Below are 21,701 nucleotides of genomic sequence, written 5' to 3'. Positions count from 1 at the left end.
TTAACCAACTTTGTCCATATTTTGAAGCAATCGGCAATCAACGACAGACGCGGCAAACGCGTCGGGGACCACCCTGGGATCACTCGCAGAATGGTCGTCGCGGCTGACAAGGCCACGTACGGGGAAAACCGATTGGAGCGAGATTGGTTGCATGGCGTTGTCGAGTAAACACAAAATAAGCTGGGACCAGCGCGAGGGCGGCGAGTTCGTCGATGCGCAGCGTGCCCCTTTCCTCAACCCGAAACGGATCGTCCGCTGGGTCGCGGTGCCCGGCGCCGGTGCTGCCGTGGGCCTTTGGCTGATCGGCACCATGGCTGGCCTCAGCTCCGTCGGCGCCTCGCTGTCGGCAACGTCTGGCGGTCTGCCGCAGACGCTGGCCATGCCGGGCTCGCTGGCAATGGCCGACCCGCTGAAGCAGCATTTCCTCAGGTCCTCGGCGCCATTCGTGCTGGCCAATGCCCATGGCGGTGCACAGGCCCTGCACGATCATGCCGTGCAATGCGGTGCGAACTGTTTCAGGCTGGCCAGTGTCAGCCCGCTGGCGGAGAAATCCTCCCGCCTCGCGGCGCGGGCAAGGCCGGAACAGCCAATCCTGAAGTCGAAGGCGCAGGAGCGTTTCGAACGTATGGAAGCGTCGCTGTCGCCGACCAGACTGGCCGCCGCCTTTGCCGGCGCAGGCAAGCCTGTCACCACGGCCGATGCCCGTCCGGTGATTTCCAGCATCGGAGCACAGATCACCCAGGCATCGCTGGTGCCGTCCGTCCAGGTCGTGGCCAGCCTGTCCGACGCCATGCCGGCTCCGACGGCGGAACGCTTCGCCCGCGTCGAATCCGGGTCCGCTGTCGTGCAGACCGCGCCGGCCCCGCAGGGCTTCGCCCAGTCCCAGACACCTGACAACACCCAGCTGGCGTTGGCCCTCGTCGAGTCGATGCCGGTCGAGGACGAGGCATTCGCCGCGCCGCTGCCGATGCAGGACTCCTCGGCCGATGTCGCGGTTGCGTCAGTCGAGACCCAGCCGGAACAGCCCGGCGATGCCGCTTCGCTGCCGGATGCGCTGACCGACGACGTGCCGTTGCCGAGCCGCCGCCCGCAATATGACGCGCCACGACAGCCCAAGGCCGTTGAACAGGATGAACCGGCTCCGCAGCCCAAGATTGCTCAGCCCAAGATTGCTCAGCAGAAACCGGCGCCACAGACGAAGCCGGTTCAGCAAGCCCAGCCAGCAAGACCGGCGCGGCAAGGTCGATCTGGCGAAGGCGGTGACGTGCTGGCCTATGCCAAGCCGGACACGCCTTCGGGCGGCCTTGGCCAGGCATTCAGGAACCTGTTCAACGGGCCGAGCGGCGGAAGCGGCGCCGGCCATGGCGTGGCCGTTTATGACATCAGCGCCAAGACCGTCTACATGCCGGACGGCCAGCGGCTCGAGGCGCATTCCGGTCTCGGCTCCATGGTCGATCAGCCGCGCTATGTCCATGTGAAGGATCGTGGCCCGACGCCGCCCAACACCTACAATCTGTCGCTGCGCGAATCCCGCTTCCACGGCGTCGAGGCTTTGCGCCTGACCCCGGTCGGCGGCGGCAACAAGTACAACCGCGACGGCCTGCTCGCCCACACCTATATGCTGCGCGGCGGCCGCGCCGAGTCCAATGGCTGCGTCGTCTTCAGGGACTACGCCCGCTTCCTCGCGGCCTTCAAGAAGGGCAAGGTTACACGCCTCGTCGTGGTGGATCGCCTGAACGGATCGCTGACCCGGGTCGCGTCGAACGGAAACGGCGCCTGAGACAAGGCGCACCCCCCGCCACCTCCTGACAGCCTTCTGTCAGGAGCATCGCCGGGCCGCCGGCACGCCCTCATCGCGCTCTTTCCATTTTGGCCGAGAGATCCCATATTTGGGGCATGGCCAAATCCCCGAACAAGAGAACGCCGCCGACGGCGAATGACGACCGCGCCGCGCCGAAGCGGCGCAGTCCGCTGACCGATTTCCTCGACGCCTCGGAGCCGTTGCACAAAGGCGGCTTCGCCGAGGTGCCACAGGCCGAACTGTCGGGCACGCCGCTGACCGGTTCGATCGCCGACTGGGCCGAGCAGATCGAACAGGAAGCAGAGCGCGAAGGCCGCCAGGCCGGCAAGGGCGACGGCGGCAAAGCGCCAAAGCCGTCGAAGAAGATTCCAGAGCGTTCCGCCGCGCCCGGCCGCACGGCGCGCGGCACCTCGATGGGCGGCGCTGCAACCGCGCGTGAACGCACGGCAGCCGGCCTCAACCCGGTCGCCGGCCTAGACATCTCGCTGGAAGAAGCCGAGACGATGACGTCGAGTGGCGTCACCGCGACGGTCGCCGCGCTGTCGGCGCTGATCGAATCCGGCAATCCGCTGCACAAGGATGGCGTGTTGTGGACCCCGCACCGCCCTGCCCGCCCGGAAAAGTCCGAAGGCGGCATCGCCATCAAGATGGTGTCCGACTTCGAACCGGCGGGTGACCAGCCGACCGCCATCAAGGATCTTGTCGAAGGCGTCGACAACAACGACCGCACCCAGGTGCTGCTCGGCGTCACCGGTTCAGGCAAAACCTTCACCATGGCCAAGGTGATCGAGGAGACGCAGCGCCCGGCCCTGATCCTGGCGCCCAACAAGACGCTGGCGGCACAGCTCTATTCCGAGTTCAAGAAATTCTTCCCCGATAATGCGGTGGAGTATTTCGTCTCCTATTACGACTATTACCAGCCAGAAGCCTATGTTCCGCGCACCGACACCTTCATCGAGAAGGAATCCTCGATCAACGAACAGATCGATCGCATGCGCCATTCGGCGACGCGCTCGCTGCTCGAACGCGACGACGTCATCATCGTCGCCTCGGTGTCCTGCATCTACGGTATCGGCTCGGTCGAGACCTATACGGCGATGACCTTCCAGATGCAGATCGGCGACCGGCTCGACCAGCGCGCGCTGCTCGCCGACCTCGTCGCCCAGCAATACAAGCGCCAGGACATCAATTTCGTGCGCGGCTCCTTCCGCGTGCGCGGCGACACGATCGAGATATTCCCGGCCCACTTGGAAGACCGCGCCTGGCGCATCTCGATGTTCGGCGACGAGATCGAGCAGATCACCGAATTCGACCCGCTGACCGGCCAGAAGACCGGCGAGCTGAAGAGCGTCAAGATCTACGCCAACTCGCACTATGTGACGCCGCGCCCGACGCTGAACCAGGCGATCAAGTCGATCAAGGAGGAGCTCAAGCACCGGCTGGTCGAACTGGAGCGCGCCGGCCGCCTGCTGGAGGCACAGCGGCTGGAGCAGCGCTGCCGCTTCGATCTCGAGATGCTGGAAGCAACCGGCTCCTGCGCCGGCATCGAGAACTATTCGCGCTATCTCACCGGCCGCCAGCCAGGCGATCCGCCGCCGACCCTGTTCGAATACATTCCCGACAACGCACTGGTCTTCATCGACGAAAGCCACGTCACCGTGCCGCAGATCGGCGGCATGTATCGCGGCGACTTCAGGCGCAAGGCGACGCTGGCCGAATACGGCTTCCGCCTGCCCTCCTGCATGGACAACCGGCCGCTGCGTTTCGAGGAATGGGACGCCATGCGCCCGCTTTCGGTTGCTGTTTCGGCGACGCCAGGCGGCTGGGAAATGGAGCAGGCCGGCGGCGTCTTCGCCGAGCAGGTCATCCGCCCGACCGGCCTGATCGACCCGCCGGTCGAGGTACGCCCGGCGAAAAGCCAGGTCGACGATGTCGTCGGCGAGATCCGCGAGACCACGGCGGCCGGCTACCGCACGCTGGTCACCGTGCTGACCAAGCGCATGGCCGAGGACCTGACCGAGTACCTGCACGAACAGGGCGTGCGCGTGCGTTACATGCACTCCGATATCGACACGCTGGAGCGCATCGAGATCCTGCGAGACTTGCGCCTCGGCGCCTTCGACGTGCTGGTCGGCATCAACCTTTTGCGCGAAGGCCTCGACATTCCCGAATGCGGCTTCGTCGCCATTCTCGACGCCGACAAGGAAGGCTTCCTGCGTTCCGAGACGTCGCTGATCCAGACCATCGGCCGCGCCGCCAGAAACGTCGACGGCAAGGTCATCCTCTATGCCGACCAGGTCACCGGCTCGATGGAGCGGGCGATGGCCGAGACCAACCGCCGCCGTGAAAAGCAGATGGAGTGGAACGCAGCCAACGGCATCACCCCGGAATCGGTCAAGTCCCGCATCTCCGACATTCTGGATTCGGTCTACGAAAAGGACCACGTCCGCGCCGACATCTCGCAGTTCACCGACAGCGCCGGCGCCATGATGGGCAACAATTTCAAGGCCCATCTCGATGCGCTCGACAAGCAGATGCGCGACGCCGCCGCCAATCTGGACTTCGAGAAGGCGGCCCGCATCCGCGACGAGATCAAGCGGCTGCGCGAAATGGAGCTGTCCATCTCCGACGACCCGCTGGCGCGCGAGGTGGAAGGCCAAAGCCCCGCTTCAGGCCGCGAAAAGGGCAAGCACAACAAGGGCGTGGCCAAGCATCGAACGGCAGAGGAACAGGAGCGTTTCCGCAAGCTCGACGAAGTCCGCGCCGCCGAAGAAGCGGCCAAGGCCGCCCGGCCCAACCTCTTCCGCAAGCCGGCACTCGACGAAATGGGCGCCGACGGCGCCGTGCCTGTGAAGAAGCCGTTGTTCGCCAAGCCCTCGATTGACGATATGGGCCCGGGCACCGACATGCCGACGCCGGCGGGTGCTGTGTCGCGTTCGCTGTTCAAGAAACAGTCGGCATCCGAAGCGCATGGCTCCGACTTCGGCATTCCGGGCGAGCCGGTCAAACCGCTGTTCAAGAAAAACTCCCTCGACGAGATGACGGTGCGGCGGACGGAAAAGCCAGTCGAAGGAAAGGTGCCGACGAAGCCGCAGCCGATCTCCCCCCAAGTGGGAGAGATGCCCGGCAGGGCAGAGGGCGCGAAAGATCGCGATGGCAAGCCCATCGTTCGCCAGCGCGCCGGCATCGGTTCTTACGAGGATCCAGGCGACGCGCGTCGGGAGAAGCGTCGGCCGGGCAAGACCGGCAGGCCAGGACGGTAGCGATCCTCCGCCCTCTCTGTCGCTCCATCATAAAGCTCTTCTTCGACCAACTTCACCGGCAACCGCTCCTGGACCACGCACCCGTCCTTGCCAGCCGCCGGTGGAATCTGTACGGGCCTTGCAGTCCTGCCTTTCCGCTCCGGAAACAAACCGCCGCCGGCCGCCGTTCATGAAACCCAGGGATATTGCCGCCTACATCTTCCTGGCCGTCACCTGGGGCCTGTCTTTTCTTGTCCTGCTCAAGGTCGTCCATGCCTTCGGCTGGGTCGGCGCGGTGACCTTGCGGTCGCTGATGGCCGGCTGCACGCTCTTCTTGCTCGCCGCCGCGATGCGGCGACGGCTCGATTTCAGCGCCGGCTTGCAGCACTTCGCGATGGTTGGCGCGACGACGGTCGCGGCGCAGCTGATCGGCCTGTCCTACGCCACCCCGCGCATCGGCACGGCGATGGCCGCGATCCTGGTCGCCGCGATCCCGCTGTTCTCGATGATCCTTGGCCAGCTATGGGGGCTTGAACGCATCACCCTTCGCGGGTTGGCCGGCCTGCTGCTCGGCGCCTCCGGCATCATCGTTCTGGTCGGCTTCCCCGCCGTGCCAATCACGCCCTCCTTCGCATTCGGCTGTGCCGCCTCGCTGTTCAGTTCCTTCTCCGCCGCTTTCGGCAGCAATTACGCCAACCGCCATCTGCGCTCGGCCGGTTCGCTCGAACTAACCAGCGCGGCCTTCCTGTTCGGCGGGCTGATGACGCTGCCGCTGCTTTTCGCCGTGCCGGTGCCGGCCATGCCGAACGCCATGGACTTCCTCTATCTCGTCCTCCTCGCCTGCGTTATGAGCGCGCTGACCTATGTCGTTTATTTCCGCCTGGTGGCCAGCATCGGCGCGACCCGGACGATCAGCGTCGAATTCGCCGTGACCACTATCGCGGTGCTGGTTGGCACGGTGCTGCTTGGCGAGTCGCTGACCGTCATCCAGGGCTTCGGCGCGGTGGCGATCATCGGCGGTTGCATATTGGTGCTGGACCCGTTCCCCCGCCGCGTGGAAGCCGCACCCTTGCCATCGGCCCCGCCTTTGGTGTAGCCAGTTCCCAACACTCGAACGTCTTGAAAGGAGGGCTCACGTGTTTGCGTTTTTTCGTCACCACCGTCAGCGTGGCCCGATTTCTGCCCTGCAGGTGAGCTTGCAGGGCTGACCAGGACGGTCCGGGTTTTTCCCGCTTCGATTTTTTGGTCTGCCCTTCGTGGTGCGCAACGCCTGTTCTGATGGCGCGCACCGTCAAAGTGCATTGAGCCGGTTCCCGGCAAGACCAGAGAAATCAAAAATGGCCCTTCTCAGCCTCAAATCCCTCGGCGTCACCATGAGTGCGCCGCTGTTCTCCAACCTCGATCTTACCATCGGAAGCGGCGACCGCCTTGGCATCGTTGCCGCCAACGGCCGCGGCAAGACGACCTTGCTCAAATGCCTGACCGGCGGGATGGAGCCGACATCAGGCGACATCACCCGCACGCGCGGCCTGCGCGTCGGCCATGTCGAACAATCCGTTGCCCCTGCTTTGCTCGGCCGCAGCTTCCATCAAGTAGTGGCCGATGCCTTGCCCACCGAGCAGGCCGACAGCGAGATGTGGCGCGTCGACGTGGTGCTGGATTCGCTCGACGTGCCGGAGGCGATGCGCGAGCGGAAAATGCAGGCGCTGAGCGGCGGCTGGCAGAGGCTGGCGCTGATCGCCCGCGTCTGGGTCACCGATCCCGACGTTCTGCTGCTCGACGAACCGACCAACCATCTCGACCTTGCCCGCATCAGCCAGTTGGAAAGCTGGCTGAACGCGCTGCCGCGCGAGGTGCCCGTCGTCATTGCCAGCCATGACCGCGCCTTCCTCGACGCCACCACCAACCGGACGCTGTTCCTGCGCCCGGAACAATCGCCGGTGTTCGCACTGCCCTACTCCCGTGCCAGGAAGGCGCTCGACGAGTTCGATGCCTCGACGGCGCGCAAGTTCGAGCGCGACATGAAGGTCGCCCAGCAGCTGCGCAAGCAGGCCGCCAAGCTCAACAACATCGGCATCAATTCCGGCAGCGACCTTTTGACGGTGAAGACCAAGCAGCTCAAGGAACGGGCGGAGAAGCTCGAAGATGCGGCGGTAGCAGCGCATCGCGAGCGCTCGGCCGGAGCGATCCGGCTGGCCAACCGCGGCACCCATGCCAAGGTGCTGATCACGCTCGAGGATGCGGCGGTGGAAACGCCCGACGGCACGCTGCTGTTCAGGACCGGCAAGCGCCACATCTGCCAGGGTGATCGCATCGTCCTGCTCGGCCGCAACGGCGTCGGCAAGTCGCGCTTCGTCAGCCTGATCCGCAACGCCATCCTCGAGCCGGATACGGTGCCGAACGTGAAGGTGACGCCGTCGACGGTGCTCGGCTACAGCGACCAGGCGCTGTCCGGCATCAGCGGCGACGACACGCCGCTGGCGATGGTGTCGCGCCACTACGATGTCGGCGAACAGCGCGCTCGCTCGCTGCTTGCCGGCGCCGGCGTGGTCATCGAAATGCAGGAGAAGAAGATCGGCGCGCTGTCGGGCGGCCAGAAAGCGCGGTTGATGATGCTCGCACTGAGGCTCGCCAATCCCAACTTCTATCTGCTCGATGAGCCGACCAACCATCTCGACATAGACGGCCAGGAAGCGCTGGAGGAGGAGTTGCTCAAGCACCAGGCAAGCTCGGTGCTCGCCTCGCACGACCGCTCCTTCATCCGCGCCGTCGGCAACCGCTTCTGGCTGATCGAGAAGCGGCGGCTGACTGAAGTCGAGGATCCCGAACAATTCTTCCGTTCGGTGACCGAGACCCATGATTAAGTAATGATTACATCGGTCGGGCCGGCATCAAAAAGTACTGCCGGCCCCGGTAAAAGTACTGGCAATGAACCATACTTCCCCCTCCGCCCAAAAAGGCGCATTCTCAGGGTCGCGAACCGAGGGAGGAAACCGGTCATGCGCGGGGTGGATCTCGTCAAGAACCTTTATGAGGCCTATGCAAAACGTGACATCGCGGGCGCGTTGGCGCACTGCTCCGACGATGTTGTCTTTCGCTGGGTCGCAGAACCGCAGGCACCGTTCATAGCAGCCGGCAACGGCAAGGAAGAGTTCCTGGCCCGCCTCGTGGCGCTTGACCGTGATTTCGAATACCGCAGCTTCGTTCCGGTGGACTTGGTCGACGGCGGCGACAAGATCGCGGCGCAGGTCGAAATCCATCTGACGCGCAGAACCACCGGCCAGGAGCTTGTCATGCGCACCGCCGATTTCTGGACGGTTCGCGACGGCAAGATCACCGAGATGGTGGAGTATTATGACACGGCGCTCGCCGCCGCGGTCATCTGAAATAATTTCGACGGTCTGTCGGATCGCCTGAACCGGCCGCGTCCTTGGGATGCCGACATGATGATGCCGGCACCAACCCAGGGAGAACTTGTTATGTCCGTCCTTTCATCCATCGGTCGCATCGCAACCCGGTATGCGGCGGCACGTGCCCGCCATCGCAGCGAGCGCATCCTGCTTTCCCTGCCCGCCGAGCTACGCAAGGACATCGGCTTTCCGGAAATCTTCGACGCGCAAGACCGCCGTCGTGCAACCACCTTCACGGCCAAGGTCATATGATCGCGACCAGCCGGTCCATGCGATTGTCGCGCAAAACCGCCGGTCGCCCGGCCTGTCCGGCCCGTCTTTGAAAAAAGTCCCGGCGATGTAGGATTGCCGTCACCTCGTGCGTCCTTTGGTTCGCAAGGCCAGCAAACGCAAAGAGGAGCATGACATGACTGACCAGACCCCCGTTCAGCCAAGGGCAGAAGTGCTTGGCGGATTGACCCCCTATCTTCAGGTCGATGGCGCCTTCAAGGCTGCCGAATTCTACAAGAAGGCCTTCGGCGCCAAGCAGGTGTTTGCCTATCCGGCCGACGAAAAAGGCCGCACCATGCACATCCATCTCCACGTCAACGGCTCGACGCTGATGCTGGGCGACGCCTACCCCGAGCATGGCCATCCGCACAAGGCGGCGCAAGGCTATACGCTGCAGCTCCATCTCGACGATGGCGAGATCGACAGCTGGTGGCAGCGCGCCGTCGATGCCGGCTGCGAAGTAGCCACACCGTTGCAGGTGATGTTCTGGGGCGACCGCTGGGGCCAGCTGAACGATCCGTTCGGTGTCGCCTGGGCGATGAACGCGCCGGTCAAGTAGATTTCCTGGCGAGCGGCCGTCGCCGGCCAATGGCAGGGCTGACGCGCTCACCGCGCCGGGTCGTATCCCCGCCGACCCGGCGCTTCTTTCTCATCAGAAGGAGAACCACCATGTCCTATGTCGATGGTTTCGTGCTGGCCGTGCCCAAGGCCAAACTCGATGACTACAAAAAGCTCGCCAACCTCGCAGGTCCCATCTGGAAGGAACACGGTGCGCTCGCCTATGTCGAATGTATCGGCGACGACGTGCCTTATGGCGAGCTGACCTCGTTCCCGCGCGCCGTTCAGGCCAAGGACGACGAGACCGTCGTCTTCGCCTGGGCGGTCTACGAATCCAGACAAAGCCGCGACGCGGTGATGGCCAAGGTGTTGGCCGACCCGAGACTGACACCCGATTGGGGACCCATGCCCTTCGATATGAAGCGCATGATCTTCGGCGGCTTCCAGCCCTTCATCGAACTTTGAACCGCTGGTCCATCGCTTCGTCATCCCATGGCGAAGCAAGGAGCGAAGCGACGCGGCGCAGACCATAGGATCCATGCCGCGACTTTAAAGTGTTGATAACGGTGACGAATTCTGCTCCGCTGCATCCTTCGATCAAGGTCACGGCATGGATCCTAGGGTCTCCGCGACGTCGCTGCGCGACTGCTCCGCCCTAGGATGACGAAGCTGAGAGGCCTCGGCTATCCGCGACCTCTATGCTAATCCAGCCTATCCAGCAGCGGCTTCAACCGGTCTCCATAGCGCTTCCACAAATCGACCGAGCCTTGATACATCGGCTGGCGCACCTGCGCGGCGGACGCCGTGCGCACCGGCCGGTCGGTCTGGTGGAAGGACAGCACGGCATCGTCCCACGGCAGGCCTAGATAATCGATGAGCGCCCGGCTCTGGCCTTCCTGATCGGCGACGAAATCCTCGTAGCGCACGTCGTGCACGACGCCGGGCAGCACCTTGTGCCAATGCGCCATGATGTCGGTGTAGAGATTGTGGAAGTCTGCGAGTTCGCCGAGATCATAGCCATAGCGGTGGCTGTCGCCGCGGAAATGCACCTTGTAGATCGACAGGCAGGTTGCCGCCGCGTCGCGGGCGCAGTGGATGATCTTTGCCTTGGGCATCATCATGTGGATGAAGCCGACAAGCAGGAAGTTGCCCGGCATCTTGTCGGTGACGTGGCTGATATGCGGATAGCGGGCATGCAGCATGTCGAGATAGGCCTGGCCTGCCTCGGCAAAATCCCCATCGTCCGTATCCGATACGCCCCAGGGAAAGCCGCCAGGCATGTTGGCCGGAAACTGCTTGCCGACTACCTTCTTCAGGATGCTGAGCTCGCCGGCGCCATAGACCTTGGGATGGCTGGCGATGATCTGCTCGACCAGAGTCGTGCCCGAACGCGGCATGCCGACGACGAAGATCGGAGCGTCATCGGTGATCGGGCTAGGCCGGTGCCTTTCGAAAAAGCCGGCATCGAACACCGTCTTCATCGCCTCGAATTCCGCGCGTGTCCGGACGGGATCATAGTTGATCCACTTGCGGCGGATGGCGTTGCCTTCGGCGAAATAGTCGAAAGCCCTGTTGTAATCCTTCAAATCGTCATTGGCCTTGCCGAGGCCGAAGGACAGCTGCATGCGGGCCAGGCTGTCCTGCGGCGCCTTGGCATGCTGGGCTTCCATGCCGGCCAATTCCGTGTCGCGCTCCTTCTGGCGCTTAACCTGTGTCAGCATCAGCCAGGCCGTGGCCATGCCGGGATTGATCGCCAGCGCCTGCCGGAACAGATCGGCTGCCTCGTCGAGCTTGCCCTTTTCCATCAGCCCGACGCCGAGCCCGTGCAACAGGTCGGCATCCTTCGGCCGAATGCCCAGCGCCTCGCGAAAAACCGCCAGCGCCTCGTCCAGCCGTCCGGCTTCCTGCAGGGTCTCGGCAAGCCCGGTGCGGGCGCGCACGTGAAAGGGATTGCGCGCGACCGTGCCGCGATAGATCTCTTCGGCCTCCTCGAACTGGCCGAGTTGCTTCAACGACGAGCCAAGATTGTCGCGCGCGGCGAGTTGCTCCGGCCGCAGATCCACCGCGCCACGGAAGAAGTCGATTGCCGCCGCGACACGGCCGAGGTCGCGCATCACCGTGCCGAAATTGTTGAGGAAATCGGCGTTCGACGGCTGCAGGCTCACCGACTGCTCGAGGAGGTCCAGCCCTTCTTCGCTGCGTCCGGTCTGATGCAGCAGCAGCCCCAGGAAATGGGCAGCCGCCGCGTGTTTGGGCTGGCGCGCCAGGACTTGCCGGTAGATCGCCTCTGCCTCTTGCCGGCGTCCGGCCTGGTGCAGCTGCAGTGCCTGCTGCACATACTGGTCGAGGCCCAGCGGCGGCTGTCCCCCCGCGCCAGACCTGGCTCCAGCACCCGCTGCTCTTCTCTGATCTCTGTTGATGGGACACCTGCCGTGTTTGTGCGCCTGCGGGACCTAAGCCATGGCGAGGAGAGATTCAAGAGTGTGGACCGGAGGCGAACGGTCAAGGCCGCCCGGGAAGTGCGCAACCAGAAGCATCTCGCGACGTTGAGCCCGCACAGCCAAATGCAGGAGTCGACCCATGCCCCTCACCGCCTTTGCCATCAACTGTTCCCTGAAAGCCTCCGGTGACAAGGAAAAATCCTCCACGGACAAGATCATCGCCGATCTGCTCTCGGCGCTCAAACCGCATGGCGTGAAGGGCGAGGTCGTGCGCGCACTCGATCATGACATCAAGCCCGGTGTGCTCTCCGACATGGGCAAGGGCGACCACTGGCCAAAGCTGCGCGAAAAGATCGTTGCCGCCGATATCTTCATCCTTGGCCTGCCGATCTGGATGGGTCAGCCCTCCAGCGTCGCCAAGCGCGTCATGGAGCGCATGGATGCCTTCCTCGATGAGGCTGACGACAAGCGCCGCATGCCGGCCGCCGGCAAGGTGGCGCTGGTGGCGATCGTCGGCAATGAGGACGGCGCCCACCATTGCCATGCCGAATGCTTCCAGGCGCTCAACGACGTCGGCTTTACCATCCCGGCCAATGGCGGCGTCTACTGGGTCGGTGAGGCCATGGGCGACATCAACTATGTCGACCTGCAGAGCCCCCCCGAAAAGGTCGCCGGCATGATCGAGATGGCCGCATCAAACGCCGCCCATCTGGCTGGGTTGCTGAAGGCCAGGGCCTATACCGGCGTGGCCAAGTAACGCCTTCTCAGCACGGCCCATCGCCAACGATGCGATAATCCGCGGCGCGGGCTTCGCAGGCGTTGGAGAAAGTGCGCTCCTCACCGTGCCGGCGGGCGCAGACGGGCGCGTATTCGCGGGTGCAGAACGTCTGCTCTTCCCCGCCGCCGCCGCCACCGCCACCGCCACCACTGTCGCGGCAAGGGCCGTCGCGCACGATGCGGTAGCCGGCACGGTCGGCAAGGCAGGCATTGGCGAAGGTCTGGCGGTCGCCGCCACGCCGGGCGCAGACCGGCTCGTATTGCCTGGCGCAATATTGCGGTTCAGGGCGCGGCGGACGCGGGCGCGGCCCCGGTCCGTCATCGACGACAACGGTGCAGGCGGCCAGAAGTGCCGACAGGAACAGGATTGTAAAAATTTGCCGTGAAAAGACCGCCCCGAGAAATTTCATGGTCATCTCTCCCTCGATGTCTTTCGCCATGCATCTCGCTCAAGAGAGTGCAGTGGTCGCGGACAATGAAATCAATCAAAAACAAAGCTTAGATCAGCACCCTGCGGTGCGATCCTCGCCATTCCACCGCCAATTGCAATCCCCGTTCGCGGGAGCGGCGGGAAGATGACAGATGGATCTGCCGCGACGCCAGGCGGGTCGGCGGGCAATCATCGCCTCTGGCCCATGCGTGACCTGCCCCGTGGGCCGATGACCCCCCAGGCAACGAGGCCTATTTGCGGCCGGTCGACGCTCAGATCGGTCGATTCTTGCGTCGGGATGCGCCCCGTGTGGCCGCCCGCGGCGCTATCTTGCAACCTTCACGTTTCCGTGCGATAAATTCCGTGTTCGGGCATTTGCGACCCGGAGAGCGGAACGTTTTGGACGACCTTTCCCCGATACTGTGAATCTCTGACGGCCCCGTTTTCGGCGGGGGGTTTGACCATGCGCCAATGCATGACTGCCGAAGCAACCACCGGGAACTGCCCTCGACGCCAGGTGGCGGGCAGGACCACCAAAGACTGAACGGGTGAAGGAGTTTCCCCAATGGCCCAGACCGGCACCGTTAAATTCTTCAACGCGACCAAAGGCTTCGGTTTCATCACGCCCGACGGCGGCGCCAAGGACGTGTTCGTCCATATTTCCGCGATCGAGGCATCGGGCCTGCGTACGCTCGTCGATGGCCAGAAGGTCACCTTCGACGTCGAGCCGGACCGCATGGGCAAGGGCCCGAAGGCGGTCAACCTCCGCGCGGCCTGAACCGTCGACGCGCCGCGTTCCTGACGCGCGCGAACGAGGTTGCGAGCTTGCCCAGTCTCCGGGCACGCCGACAGATTTTTAAAAGGGCGCGGCGATTTTCGTCGCGCCTTTTTCATGTGCGCGGCGCGGCATGAATGCATGTCGTCCAAAAGTGGATCCGGTTCCAGGTCAACGACACGCATCATAACAAGGGCTTAAAGCGCAACGCGCTTTAAGTGCCCGCAAAACTTTCTCTTGCCGATGACGCTAAAATAAAGGACAAATTTCCTCTCGGGCATTTGCCGACCCGAGACTGGACTCTGTGGGATCAAAGGAGCTTCCCATGCCGCAGACCGGCACCGTGAAATTCTTCAACCATGCCAAGGGCTTCGGCTTCATCACGCCGGACGATGGCGCGAAGGATGTCTTCGTCCACATTTCGGCCGTGCAGGCGTCGGGTCTTCCCGGTCTCGAAGATGGGCAGAAAGTAACGTTCGACACCGAGCCGGACAAGCGCGGCAAGGGACCCAAGGCCGTCAACCTGTCGGTCGGCTGAGCCGGCTTCAGACAAGGCAGGCCACCGGCCGGCACTTCCGCTCATTGAGCGGCGTGCGATTTCTCGGTGCCTTTTTTAGATAGACACGTCGAAATCCGTTCAGCCCCCGTTCAGCCACGGTCGCATATTAGTCTTGGGTAAAGCCGGACCGCATCCCCTGCAAAACCGCACGGCCCGGTACGAAGGAGACCAAGATGAACAGAATTTTCAAGACTGCCGTGCTGTCCGCCGCCGTGGCCGGCACCATGCTTGCGGCCTTGCCCGCGGCCAACGCCGATGACTGGGGTCATCACCGCCGCCACCACAATGGCGACGCCATTGCCGCCGGCGTCCTCGGCCTCGCGGCCGGCGCGCTGATCGGTGGCGCGTTGGCCAATGACCAGCCCCCGGCCTACGCTGACCGCTACTACGATGACAGCTACGACCGTGAGGTCGTGGTGCGCCCGGCCCCGGTCCGTCGCTATTACGCCGAGCCGCAGGTCGTCTATGCCGATCGCTATGCCGAGCCGTGGACCCGTGACTGGTACAACTACTGCTCGGACCGCTACCGCACCTTCAACAGCCGCACCGGCACGTTCACCGGCAATGACGGCGAGCAGCATTTCTGCACCGCGAACTGAGGCTTCCCTGCCCCATACGAAAAAGCGCTGACCGCGAGGCCAGCGCTTTTTTGTTTTGAGCGACAGCCTCCGGACTTTTCACAGACCGGCACCACACGATCCCGGAATCAGGTCAGAAACGGATTGGTCCTGCGCTCATCGCCGAAACGGCTGCCAGGGCCGTGGCCGCAGATGAAGCCGATATCGTCGCCGAGCGGTAAAAGCTTTTCCTTGATCGAGGCGATCAGCGTCGCGTGGTCGCCGCCCGGCAGGTCGGTGCGGCCGACCGAGCCGCGAAACAGCACGTCGCCGACATGGGCGAACTTGGCCGCGCGGTTGTAGTAGACGACGTGGCCCGGCGCATGGCCGGGGCAATGCAGAACCTCGAAGACATGCGCGCCGAACGACACGGTCTCGCCTTCGGTGAGGAACCGGTCGGGCACGCAGTCCCGCGAGCCGGCAATGCCGTAGCGCCTGCCCTGGTTCTCCAGATTGTCGAGCAGGAATTTGTCGGCCTCATGCGGGCCGACAATCTCGATGCCGAGTGCCTCCTTCAAATCCATCGCGCCGCCGGCATGGTCGATATGGCCATGGGTGATCCAGATTGCCCCGGCCGTGATCGCATTGTCCTTCAGCGCTGCCAGCACCTTGTCGATATCGCCACCGGGATCGACGACGACGCCATGCTTGTCGTCCATGTCGAACAGGATGGTGCAGTTCTGCTGAAACGGAGTGACCGGCACGATGCCTGCATTGAGCTGACCCATGATCGTCCTTTCGATGTTCACGCGGTGATGTAGAGGCGCGGGCGAAACGCGTCCACCCCCCGAAAGACGAACAGTCAGTCATCCCAGAAATGGAAATGGGCGGCCGAAGCCGCCCATTTGAACAACCTTGGACCGTCCAGGTCTACTTCTTCATGGCACCCATGACCGCGCCAATGATGCCGGTCAGAATCGCGCCGCCGCCGGCACCACCGACGATGTTCTGCAGGTTGAGCGAACTGCCGAGGCCGCTCGTTGCCGCCGCGGCCGCGGCCGGATCGATCCCGTGGCCGAGCAGGCTGCCCAGGATCGCCGCGCCGCCGACGCCGCCAACGGCTCCACCCAGGATTTTGGGAAGCTGCCCCATCGCCGCCGTCTTGATTGCCGCGCCGACCGCCTGACCACCGATGATGCCTGTAATGATCTGAATGATGATCGGAAGAAGCGTGTTCATGTCCATATGATGAGTCCCTCCATAGCTGCCAGCCTCCCGGGCCGACACGATCATGAGACGCCGAATTGGATGAAAGTCAAATGCAGAAACGCTTAAATAAAAGGGGCGGTTCGAAAACCGCCCCTGCTTGCGTGAAAAGCTGTGACTATCGTTATTCTGCGGCGATGGCGTGCTTGGGTTGAACCGCGGCAGAATAGTCGTTCATAAGGTTCTTGGCGATCTCGCCGACCTCGAATCGGTAAGGGCCGATCTCCGACACCGGCGTTACTTCCGCTGCCGTCCCGGTCAGGAAGCATTGTTCGAAGCCTTCGAGTTCTTCCGGCAGGATGGCACGTTCGATGACTTCCAGGCCGCGATCCCTGGCCAGCCCGATAACCGTGCGGCGGGTGATGCCGTCGAGGAAGCAGTCGGGCTTCGGCGTGTGGATCTTGCCGTCCTTGACGAAGAAGATGTTGGCGCCCGTAGCCTCCGCCACTTGCCCGCGCCAGTCTAGCATCATGGCGTCGGCATAGCCTTTCGCTTCGGCGGCGTGCTTGGACATGGTGCAGATCATGTAGAGGCCGGCGGCCTTCGACCGTGATGGCGCCGTGCGCGGGTCGGGCCGGCGCCATTCGGCGATGTCGAGGCGGATGCCCTTCAGCTTCTGTGCCGGGTCGAAATAGCTCGGCCACTGCCAGATGGCGATGGCGCAGTTGATGCGGTTGTTCTGCGCCGAAACACCCATCTGCTCGCTGCCGCGCCAGGCGATCGGCCTGACATACGCATCCTGGAAACCCTGCTTCTTCAACAACGTGGTCGAGGCGTCGTTGAGCTCGGCCACCGAATAGGGAATCTTGAAGCCGAGCAGGCGCGCCGACTCATGCAGGCGCTCGGTATGCTCGTTGAGCTTGAAGATCTCGCCGCCATAGGCGCGCTCACCCTCGAAGACCGCGCTGGCGTAGTGCAGACCGTGCGTCAGCACATGGACCTTGGCATCGCCCCATGGAACGAACTCGCCATTCATCCAGATGAAGCCGTCCAGTTGATCGAAGGGAACGGATGCCATGGTAACCTCCCGCGGGCCGCGGCCCGCATGTCCTTGTGTCGTTGCTTGTTCTTTTTGACCGCGCCGGATGATTGGCGACGCCGGCCGGGTTGCAAAGCGTAAGCGGATGATCGCGCTCTGGCAAACTCAGGAAGTTCCGGAAAAACCGGCCTGCCTTGCCTTTTCGTTCGCAATCCGCCCAAAAGCTTGTCAAAAATTACCATTGCGGGGAAATTACGTCAATAGTACTGACATAATCTCCCGTTCCCATGGAGAAATGATGACGGATCGAAGCTCAGCCGCCGGAAAACCGATCAGGACCGCGATGTCAGTCGAGGACGGCATCGACTTCGCCATCATCGAACTGTTTTTCTTCGCCTACCGCGACTTCACCTCCGATCCCGACCAGATGCTGGCCGATTATGGCTTCGGCCGTGCCCACCACCGGGTGCTGCATTTCGTCAACCGCCGGCCGGGACTGACAGTTGCCGAATTGCTCGACGTGCTGAAGATCACCAAGCAGAGCCTGGCGCGCGTGCTCAAGCAGCTGATCGACACCGACCATGTCGTGCAGTTGCAAGGTCCGCGCGACCGTCGCCAGCGCGAACTCTACCCGACGGCCAAGGGCCGCGCGCTGGCCTTGGCCCTGGCACGGCCACAGTCGCGCCGCATCCGTGCTGCATTGGAGGATTCCGGCGCCACCGAACGGACCTTGGTGGAACGCTTCCTCGAAGCGATGGTCAATCCGGAACTGAGAGCTCAAATCGACGTTGGGTCCGCGAAAATGTCAGGGAAAAGCCATGGAGAGCACTGAGAGGGTCGATCAGGCAGCCGCACCGGACGACGACGCGCCGCATCTGCTCGTGGTCGATGACGACACCCGCATCCGTAATCTTCTCAAACAGTATCTGACCGAGAACGGTTTTCGCGTCACGGTCGCCGGCAATGCCGGCGAGGCTAGGCGCAAGCTCATCGGCCTCGATTTCGACCTCCTCGTGCTCGATGTCATGATGCCTGGCGAAAGCGGCGTCGACCTCACCAAATCGCTGCGCGCCGAAAAGAACGTACCGATCCTGATGCTGACCGCGCTGTCGGAAACCGACAGCCGCATCTCGGGGCTCGAGGCCGGCGCCGACGACTATCTGCCCAAACCCTTCGACCCGCGCGAGCTGATCCTGCGCATCAACAACATTCTGCGCCGCGGCGGCCCAGCGACAACGCCCAAGGTCGAACAGCTGGTCTTCGGCCCCTACACCTTCCAGATCGCCAGGCGCGAACTGAAGCGTGGCGGCGAGGCGCTGAAGCTGACCGACCGCGAGCAGGAGATCCTGGCGATCTTTGCCGCGCGCGCCGGCGAGACCATCCCACGTCACGAGCTGGTCGGCGACGATTCGGAGGTCGGCGAGCGCACCATCGACGTCCAGATCAACCGGCTGCGCCGCAAGATCGAGCGCGATCCGTCCAACCCCGTCTGGCTGCAGACGGTGCGCGGTATTGGGTATCGGCTCAGCGTGGAATAGAGTAGCGGACGCGGCGCTAGAGCATGATCCCGAAAAGCGGAAACCGGCTTTCGAAAAAGTCATGCTCCATCTAGTGCCGCGGACGAAATGAAAAGAGCCAAATGGCGACCACGGAACTGGAACAGCCGGGAAATGACGGCTTGAGCGCACGCGCCACGCGAACGCTCAAGGCAGTGTCGCGCATCTGGAACCGGTTCTGGCGCCTCGTTTCGCTCTATATGCCAAAGCGCCTCTATGCGCGCTCGCTGATCATCGTCATCGCGCCGATGATCCTTTTGCAATCGGTCGTCGCCTTCGTCTTCATGGAACGCCATTGGGCGACGGTGACGCAGCGCCTGTCGCAAGCCACCGTGCGCGACATCGCCGCCATCATCGACCTGATCGAGACCTACCCGCACGACGCCGACTACGCCAACATCATCCGCATCGCCCAGGACCGCATGCAGCTGAAGGTCGATCTGCTGCCGCCGGACCCCTTGCCGCCACCGGGTCCAAAACCGTTCTTCTCGATCCTCGACGACGTTCTGTCTGCCGAGATCACCCGCCAGATCAACCGGCCTTTCTGGATCGACACGGTCGGCAATTCCAACATCGTCGAGGTGCGCGTCCAGCTCGAGAACAAGGTGCTCCGCGTCTTCGTACGCCGCAGTCAGGCCTATGCCTCGAACACCCACATCTTCCTGATCTGGATGGTCGGCACCTCGCTGGTGCTCCTGATGATCGCCATCCCTTTCCTGCGCAACCAGATCCGGCCGATCCTGACGCTGGCCGAGGCCGCCGAAAGCTTCGGCAAGGGCCGGCCGATGCCGCGCGATTTTCGCCCGCGCGGCGCCGAGGAGGTTCGCCGCGCCGGCTTTGCCTTCATCCAGATGCGCGAGCGCATCGAGCGCCAGATCGAACAGCGCACCGCCATGCTGACTGGCGTCAGCCATGATCTGAGAACCATCCTCACCCGCTTCAAGCTGCAGCTGGCACTGGCCGGCGGCAAGACCGAGACCAAGGCGGCGCTCAACCAGGACATCGACGACATGCAGTCGATGCTCGAGGGATATCTCGCCTTTGCTCGCGGCGAGGCCTCGGAAGATCCGGGGCGTTTCGACCTCGAAGCCTATTTCCAGAAGCTCGGCGAAGAAGCGGCCTTGCGCAAATGCAAGCTGTCGACGACGCTTTCCGGCGATCCGACCGTGCATGTCAGGCCGAACGCCTTCGCCCGCCTGCTGTCCAACGTCATCGGCAATGCTTTCCGCTACGCCAGGACCGTGGAGGTCAGCGCCAATCATGGCCGCGGATCGCTGGTGGTCACCGTCGACGATAACGGTCCCGGCATCCCGGACGACAAACGCGAGGATGTGTTCAAGCCGTTCGTGCGGCTCGACGAGGCCCGCAACCTCGATGCCAGCGGCACCGGGCTCGGCCTGTCGATTGCCCGCGACATCGCCCGCAGCCATGGCGGCGACATCACCCTCGACGACAGCCCGCTCGGTGGCCTGCGGGCCATCATCAAGGTTCCGGCCTAGGCAAGGCCAGATATCAAGCTTCATCCGCTCGTCATGAAATCATGGTGAAGAGCGCGCATGAAACGCGCGACTACAGTTGATTCGGCCTTGCCGCCTCACTTCGACGCCGTACCCGCCCGGGTGCGCTGGAGCGAAGCGAGGGCATCCGGGTGGTCGCCGTTCCGGCATCGCCTCAACGCAACCGTCGACCTCCGGAGCAAAGGGCCGCCATGCGCATATTGATGGTCACCGACGCCTGGCGCCCGCAGGTCAATGGCGTCGTCCACACGCTGGAGCGGCTCACCGAAACGCTGAAATCCTTCGACGTCGCGGTGGATTTCCTGACCCCCAATATCTTTCGCACGCTGCCCCTGCCGACCTACCCCGACATCCGCCTGGCGCTGACCACGCCCGGCCATGTCGCGCGGCTGATCGACGGCTACAAGGCCAACCACGTGCACATCGTCACCGAAGGCCCGCTCGGCATCATGGCGCGGCGCTATTGCCGCAATGCCGGCCGGCCGTTCACCACCAGCTATCACACGCGCTTTCCCGAATATCTGAGCGCCCGCCTGCCGGTGCCGGAAAGCTGGGCCTATCGCTGGCTGCGCGATTTCCACAATTCCGGCCAGGGCACGCTGGTCGCCACCCAGTCGCTCGCCGACGATCTTTCGGCGCGTGGCTTCAACAAATTGCGGCCATGGACGCGCGGCGTCGACACCGACCATTTCCGCCCGGACAAGAGAAAGGACCTCGGCTTCCCCGGCCCGGTGTTCCTCTGTGTCGGCCGCGTCGCCATTGAAAAGAACCTTCCCGCCTTCCTCGACCTCGACCTGCCCGGCAGCAAGGTGATCGTCGGCGAAGGGCCCGAGCTTGCCAAGCTCAAGGCAAAATATCCCAAGGCGAATTTCCTCGGCCACCGTCCGAATGACGAACTGGCGGAGATCTATGCCTCGGCCGATGTCTTCGTCTTCCCCAGCCGCACCGACACGTTCGGTAACGTCATCATCGAGGCGCTGGCCAGCGGCACGCCGGTCGCCGCCTATCCGGTGACCGGGCCGATCGACATTGTCGGCGACGGCTTTGGCGGCGCGGTGTCAAACGACCTGCGCGAGGCGGCGCTGGCGGCGCTCAATGTCGACCGCACCCAGGCTCGCGAGCGTGCCATGCGCTACAGCTGGAAGGCCTGCGCCGAGATGTTCCTCGACACAGTCGAGGAAGCGCTCGGCAGGACGCGCAAGCTGGCGGCCTAGGCCTGACGTGCAGGATGGCGGGCCTCCCTCCTTCGTCATCCACGGGCGGAGCGTCGGCGAAGCCGGCGCGCAGACCCGAGGATCCTGTGTGTTGTTCCCATGCTATGATTGAAGTGGGAAGGAGACCGAGAGGATCCTGGTCGTCTTTTTGAGGACAGGCCGCGGCATGGCTCGGTCCCTTCCCACCGGTGAACCATCAACCTGAACAGTTGCACGGGGCTGTTCCAAGCAGACCCCGCACCACAGGAAGAGGCGTGGGACATGATAATGCAGAACTATGTCGGCTGCGATATCTCAAAGCAGTGGCTCGATTTTTTTGATGAGACAAGCAGTCGGTGCCAGCGCATCG

Annotated in this window: 22 protein-coding genes; 16 read left to right on the top strand and 6 right to left on the bottom strand. The window is 63.5% G+C overall.

The genetic code is table 11. From position 1 onward, the window contains the following. Positions 1–151 precede the first annotated feature (151 nt). The 8 genes from A3AU_RS0123560 (at position 152) to A3AU_RS0123525 (ending at position 9,746) form a co-directional block, all read left to right on the top strand. On the top strand, positions 152–1,780 hold the full coding sequence (locus A3AU_RS0123560) for a DUF2778 domain-containing protein (RefSeq protein WP_027055074.1): 1,629 nt from the start codon (positions 152–154) through the stop codon (positions 1,778–1,780). A gap of 116 nt (positions 1,781–1,896) precedes the next feature. Continuing rightward, complete coding sequence (gene uvrB, locus A3AU_RS0123555) at positions 1,897–5,064, top strand: excinuclease ABC subunit UvrB (protein ID WP_027055073.1); 3,168 nt, start codon at positions 1,897–1,899, stop codon at positions 5,062–5,064. 169 nt (positions 5,065–5,233) lie between these two features. Continuing rightward, positions 5,234–6,139, top strand: a complete 906-nt coding sequence (locus tag A3AU_RS0123550; protein WP_027055072.1) for a DMT family transporter — start codon at positions 5,234–5,236, stop codon at positions 6,137–6,139. Between the two features lie 241 nt (positions 6,140–6,380). Beyond that, positions 6,381–7,907 carry an ABC-F family ATP-binding cassette domain-containing protein gene (locus A3AU_RS0123545; RefSeq protein WP_027055071.1) on the top strand — a complete coding sequence of 509 codons (1,527 nt, stop codon included), beginning with the start codon at positions 6,381–6,383 and terminating at the stop codon, positions 7,905–7,907. A 135-nt stretch (positions 7,908–8,042) separates the two neighbouring features. After that, a complete protein-coding gene (locus A3AU_RS0123540) occupies positions 8,043–8,429 on the top strand; it encodes a nuclear transport factor 2 family protein (RefSeq protein WP_027055070.1) in 387 nt (128 codons plus the stop codon). A 93-nt stretch (positions 8,430–8,522) separates the two neighbouring features. Then, the gene (locus A3AU_RS0123535; RefSeq protein ID WP_032917983.1) at positions 8,523–8,705 is read left to right on the top strand and encodes a hypothetical protein; all 183 of its coding nucleotides are present in this window, start codon (positions 8,523–8,525) and stop codon (positions 8,703–8,705) included. Positions 8,706–8,859: 154 nt separating this feature from the next. Then, the gene (locus A3AU_RS0123530) at positions 8,860–9,282 is read left to right on the top strand and encodes a VOC family protein (RefSeq protein ID WP_027055068.1); all 423 of its coding nucleotides are present in this window, start codon (positions 8,860–8,862) and stop codon (positions 9,280–9,282) included. A 110-nt stretch (positions 9,283–9,392) separates the two neighbouring features. Beyond that, positions 9,393–9,746, top strand: coding sequence for a DUF1428 domain-containing protein (locus A3AU_RS0123525; protein ID WP_027055067.1), 354 nt, complete (start codon positions 9,393–9,395; stop codon positions 9,744–9,746). Here the strand turns inward: A3AU_RS0123525 and A3AU_RS1000000139070 are convergent. After that, positions 9,733–9,888, bottom strand: coding sequence for a hypothetical protein (locus A3AU_RS1000000139070; RefSeq protein ID WP_154674646.1), 156 nt, complete (start codon positions 9,886–9,888; stop codon positions 9,733–9,735). The two genes, A3AU_RS0123525 and A3AU_RS1000000139070, sit on opposite strands and share 14 nt — an antisense overlap. 94 nt (positions 9,889–9,982) lie before the next feature. Beyond that, complete coding sequence (locus A3AU_RS0123520; protein WP_027055066.1) at positions 9,983–11,617, bottom strand: tetratricopeptide repeat-containing sulfotransferase family protein; 1,635 nt, start codon at positions 11,615–11,617, stop codon at positions 9,983–9,985. A gap of 244 nt (positions 11,618–11,861) precedes the next feature. Between A3AU_RS0123520 and A3AU_RS0123515 the strand changes: the two genes are divergently transcribed. Beyond that, a complete protein-coding gene (locus A3AU_RS0123515) occupies positions 11,862–12,479 on the top strand; it encodes a flavodoxin family protein (protein WP_027055065.1) in 618 nt (205 codons plus the stop codon). Positions 12,480–12,486: 7 nt separating this feature from the next. On the opposite strand, the gene A3AU_RS0123510 is transcribed toward A3AU_RS0123515, so the two are convergent. Then, complete coding sequence (locus tag A3AU_RS0123510) at positions 12,487–12,909, bottom strand: Kazal-type serine protease inhibitor domain-containing protein (protein ID WP_027055064.1); 423 nt, start codon at positions 12,907–12,909, stop codon at positions 12,487–12,489. 585 nt (positions 12,910–13,494) lie between these two features. Here A3AU_RS0123510 and A3AU_RS0123505 point away from each other — a divergent pair. The 3 genes from A3AU_RS0123505 (at position 13,495) to A3AU_RS0123490 (ending at position 14,862) form a co-directional block, all read left to right on the top strand. Continuing rightward, entirely contained in the window at positions 13,495–13,707 is a 213-nt protein-coding gene (locus tag A3AU_RS0123505) for a cold-shock protein (RefSeq protein ID WP_006202520.1), read from the top strand. A gap of 322 nt (positions 13,708–14,029) precedes the next feature. Beyond that, on the top strand, positions 14,030–14,242 hold the full coding sequence (locus A3AU_RS0123495) for a cold-shock protein (RefSeq protein ID WP_008877668.1): 213 nt from the start codon (positions 14,030–14,032) through the stop codon (positions 14,240–14,242). A 194-nt stretch (positions 14,243–14,436) separates the two neighbouring features. Next, positions 14,437–14,862 (top strand): BA14K family protein, encoded by a 426-nt coding sequence (locus A3AU_RS0123490; RefSeq protein WP_027055063.1) that lies wholly within the window; start codon positions 14,437–14,439, stop codon positions 14,860–14,862. A 107-nt stretch (positions 14,863–14,969) separates the two neighbouring features. Here A3AU_RS0123490 and A3AU_RS0123485 read toward each other — a convergent pair whose 3' ends face one another. The 3 genes from A3AU_RS0123485 to A3AU_RS0123475 all read right to left on the bottom strand — a co-directional run bounded on the left by A3AU_RS0123485 (position 14,970) and on the right by A3AU_RS0123475 (position 17,104). After that, positions 14,970–15,608 (bottom strand): MBL fold metallo-hydrolase, encoded by a 639-nt coding sequence (locus A3AU_RS0123485; protein WP_027055062.1) that lies wholly within the window; start codon positions 15,606–15,608, stop codon positions 14,970–14,972. A gap of 142 nt (positions 15,609–15,750) precedes the next feature. After that, positions 15,751–16,065 (bottom strand): hypothetical protein, encoded by a 315-nt coding sequence (locus tag A3AU_RS0123480; RefSeq protein ID WP_027055061.1) that lies wholly within the window; start codon positions 16,063–16,065, stop codon positions 15,751–15,753. A gap of 145 nt (positions 16,066–16,210) precedes the next feature. After that, complete coding sequence (locus tag A3AU_RS0123475; protein WP_027055060.1) at positions 16,211–17,104, bottom strand: branched-chain amino acid aminotransferase; 894 nt, start codon at positions 17,102–17,104, stop codon at positions 16,211–16,213. A 259-nt stretch (positions 17,105–17,363) separates the two neighbouring features. Here A3AU_RS0123475 and A3AU_RS0123470 point away from each other — a divergent pair, with 259 nt between their 5' ends. The 4 genes from A3AU_RS0123470 to A3AU_RS0123455 all read left to right on the top strand — a co-directional run bounded on the left by A3AU_RS0123470 (position 17,364) and on the right by A3AU_RS0123455 (position 21,352). Next, entirely contained in the window at positions 17,364–17,897 is a 534-nt protein-coding gene (locus A3AU_RS0123470; protein WP_027055059.1) for a MarR family winged helix-turn-helix transcriptional regulator, read from the top strand. Further along, the gene (locus A3AU_RS0123465; RefSeq protein ID WP_027055058.1) at positions 17,884–18,603 is read left to right on the top strand and encodes a response regulator; all 720 of its coding nucleotides are present in this window, start codon (positions 17,884–17,886) and stop codon (positions 18,601–18,603) included. The genes A3AU_RS0123470 and A3AU_RS0123465 overlap by 14 nt, the downstream gene beginning before the upstream one ends. 101 nt (positions 18,604–18,704) lie before the next feature. Continuing rightward, positions 18,705–20,120 (top strand): ATP-binding protein, encoded by a 1,416-nt coding sequence (locus A3AU_RS0123460; RefSeq protein WP_027055057.1) that lies wholly within the window; start codon positions 18,705–18,707, stop codon positions 20,118–20,120. Positions 20,121–20,329: 209 nt separating this feature from the next. Continuing rightward, entirely contained in the window at positions 20,330–21,352 is a 1,023-nt protein-coding gene (locus A3AU_RS0123455) for a glycosyltransferase family 4 protein (RefSeq protein ID WP_027055056.1), read from the top strand. The last annotated feature ends 349 nt before the right edge of the window (positions 21,353–21,701 follow it).

It is taken from the genome of Mesorhizobium erdmanii USDA 3471, from assembly GCF_000472705.1.
Classification (GTDB): Bacteria; Pseudomonadota; Alphaproteobacteria; order Rhizobiales; family Rhizobiaceae; genus Mesorhizobium; species Mesorhizobium erdmanii.
Note: the sequence above shows the minus strand (reverse complement) of the source record. Positions and strands in the feature narration are given on the sequence as shown.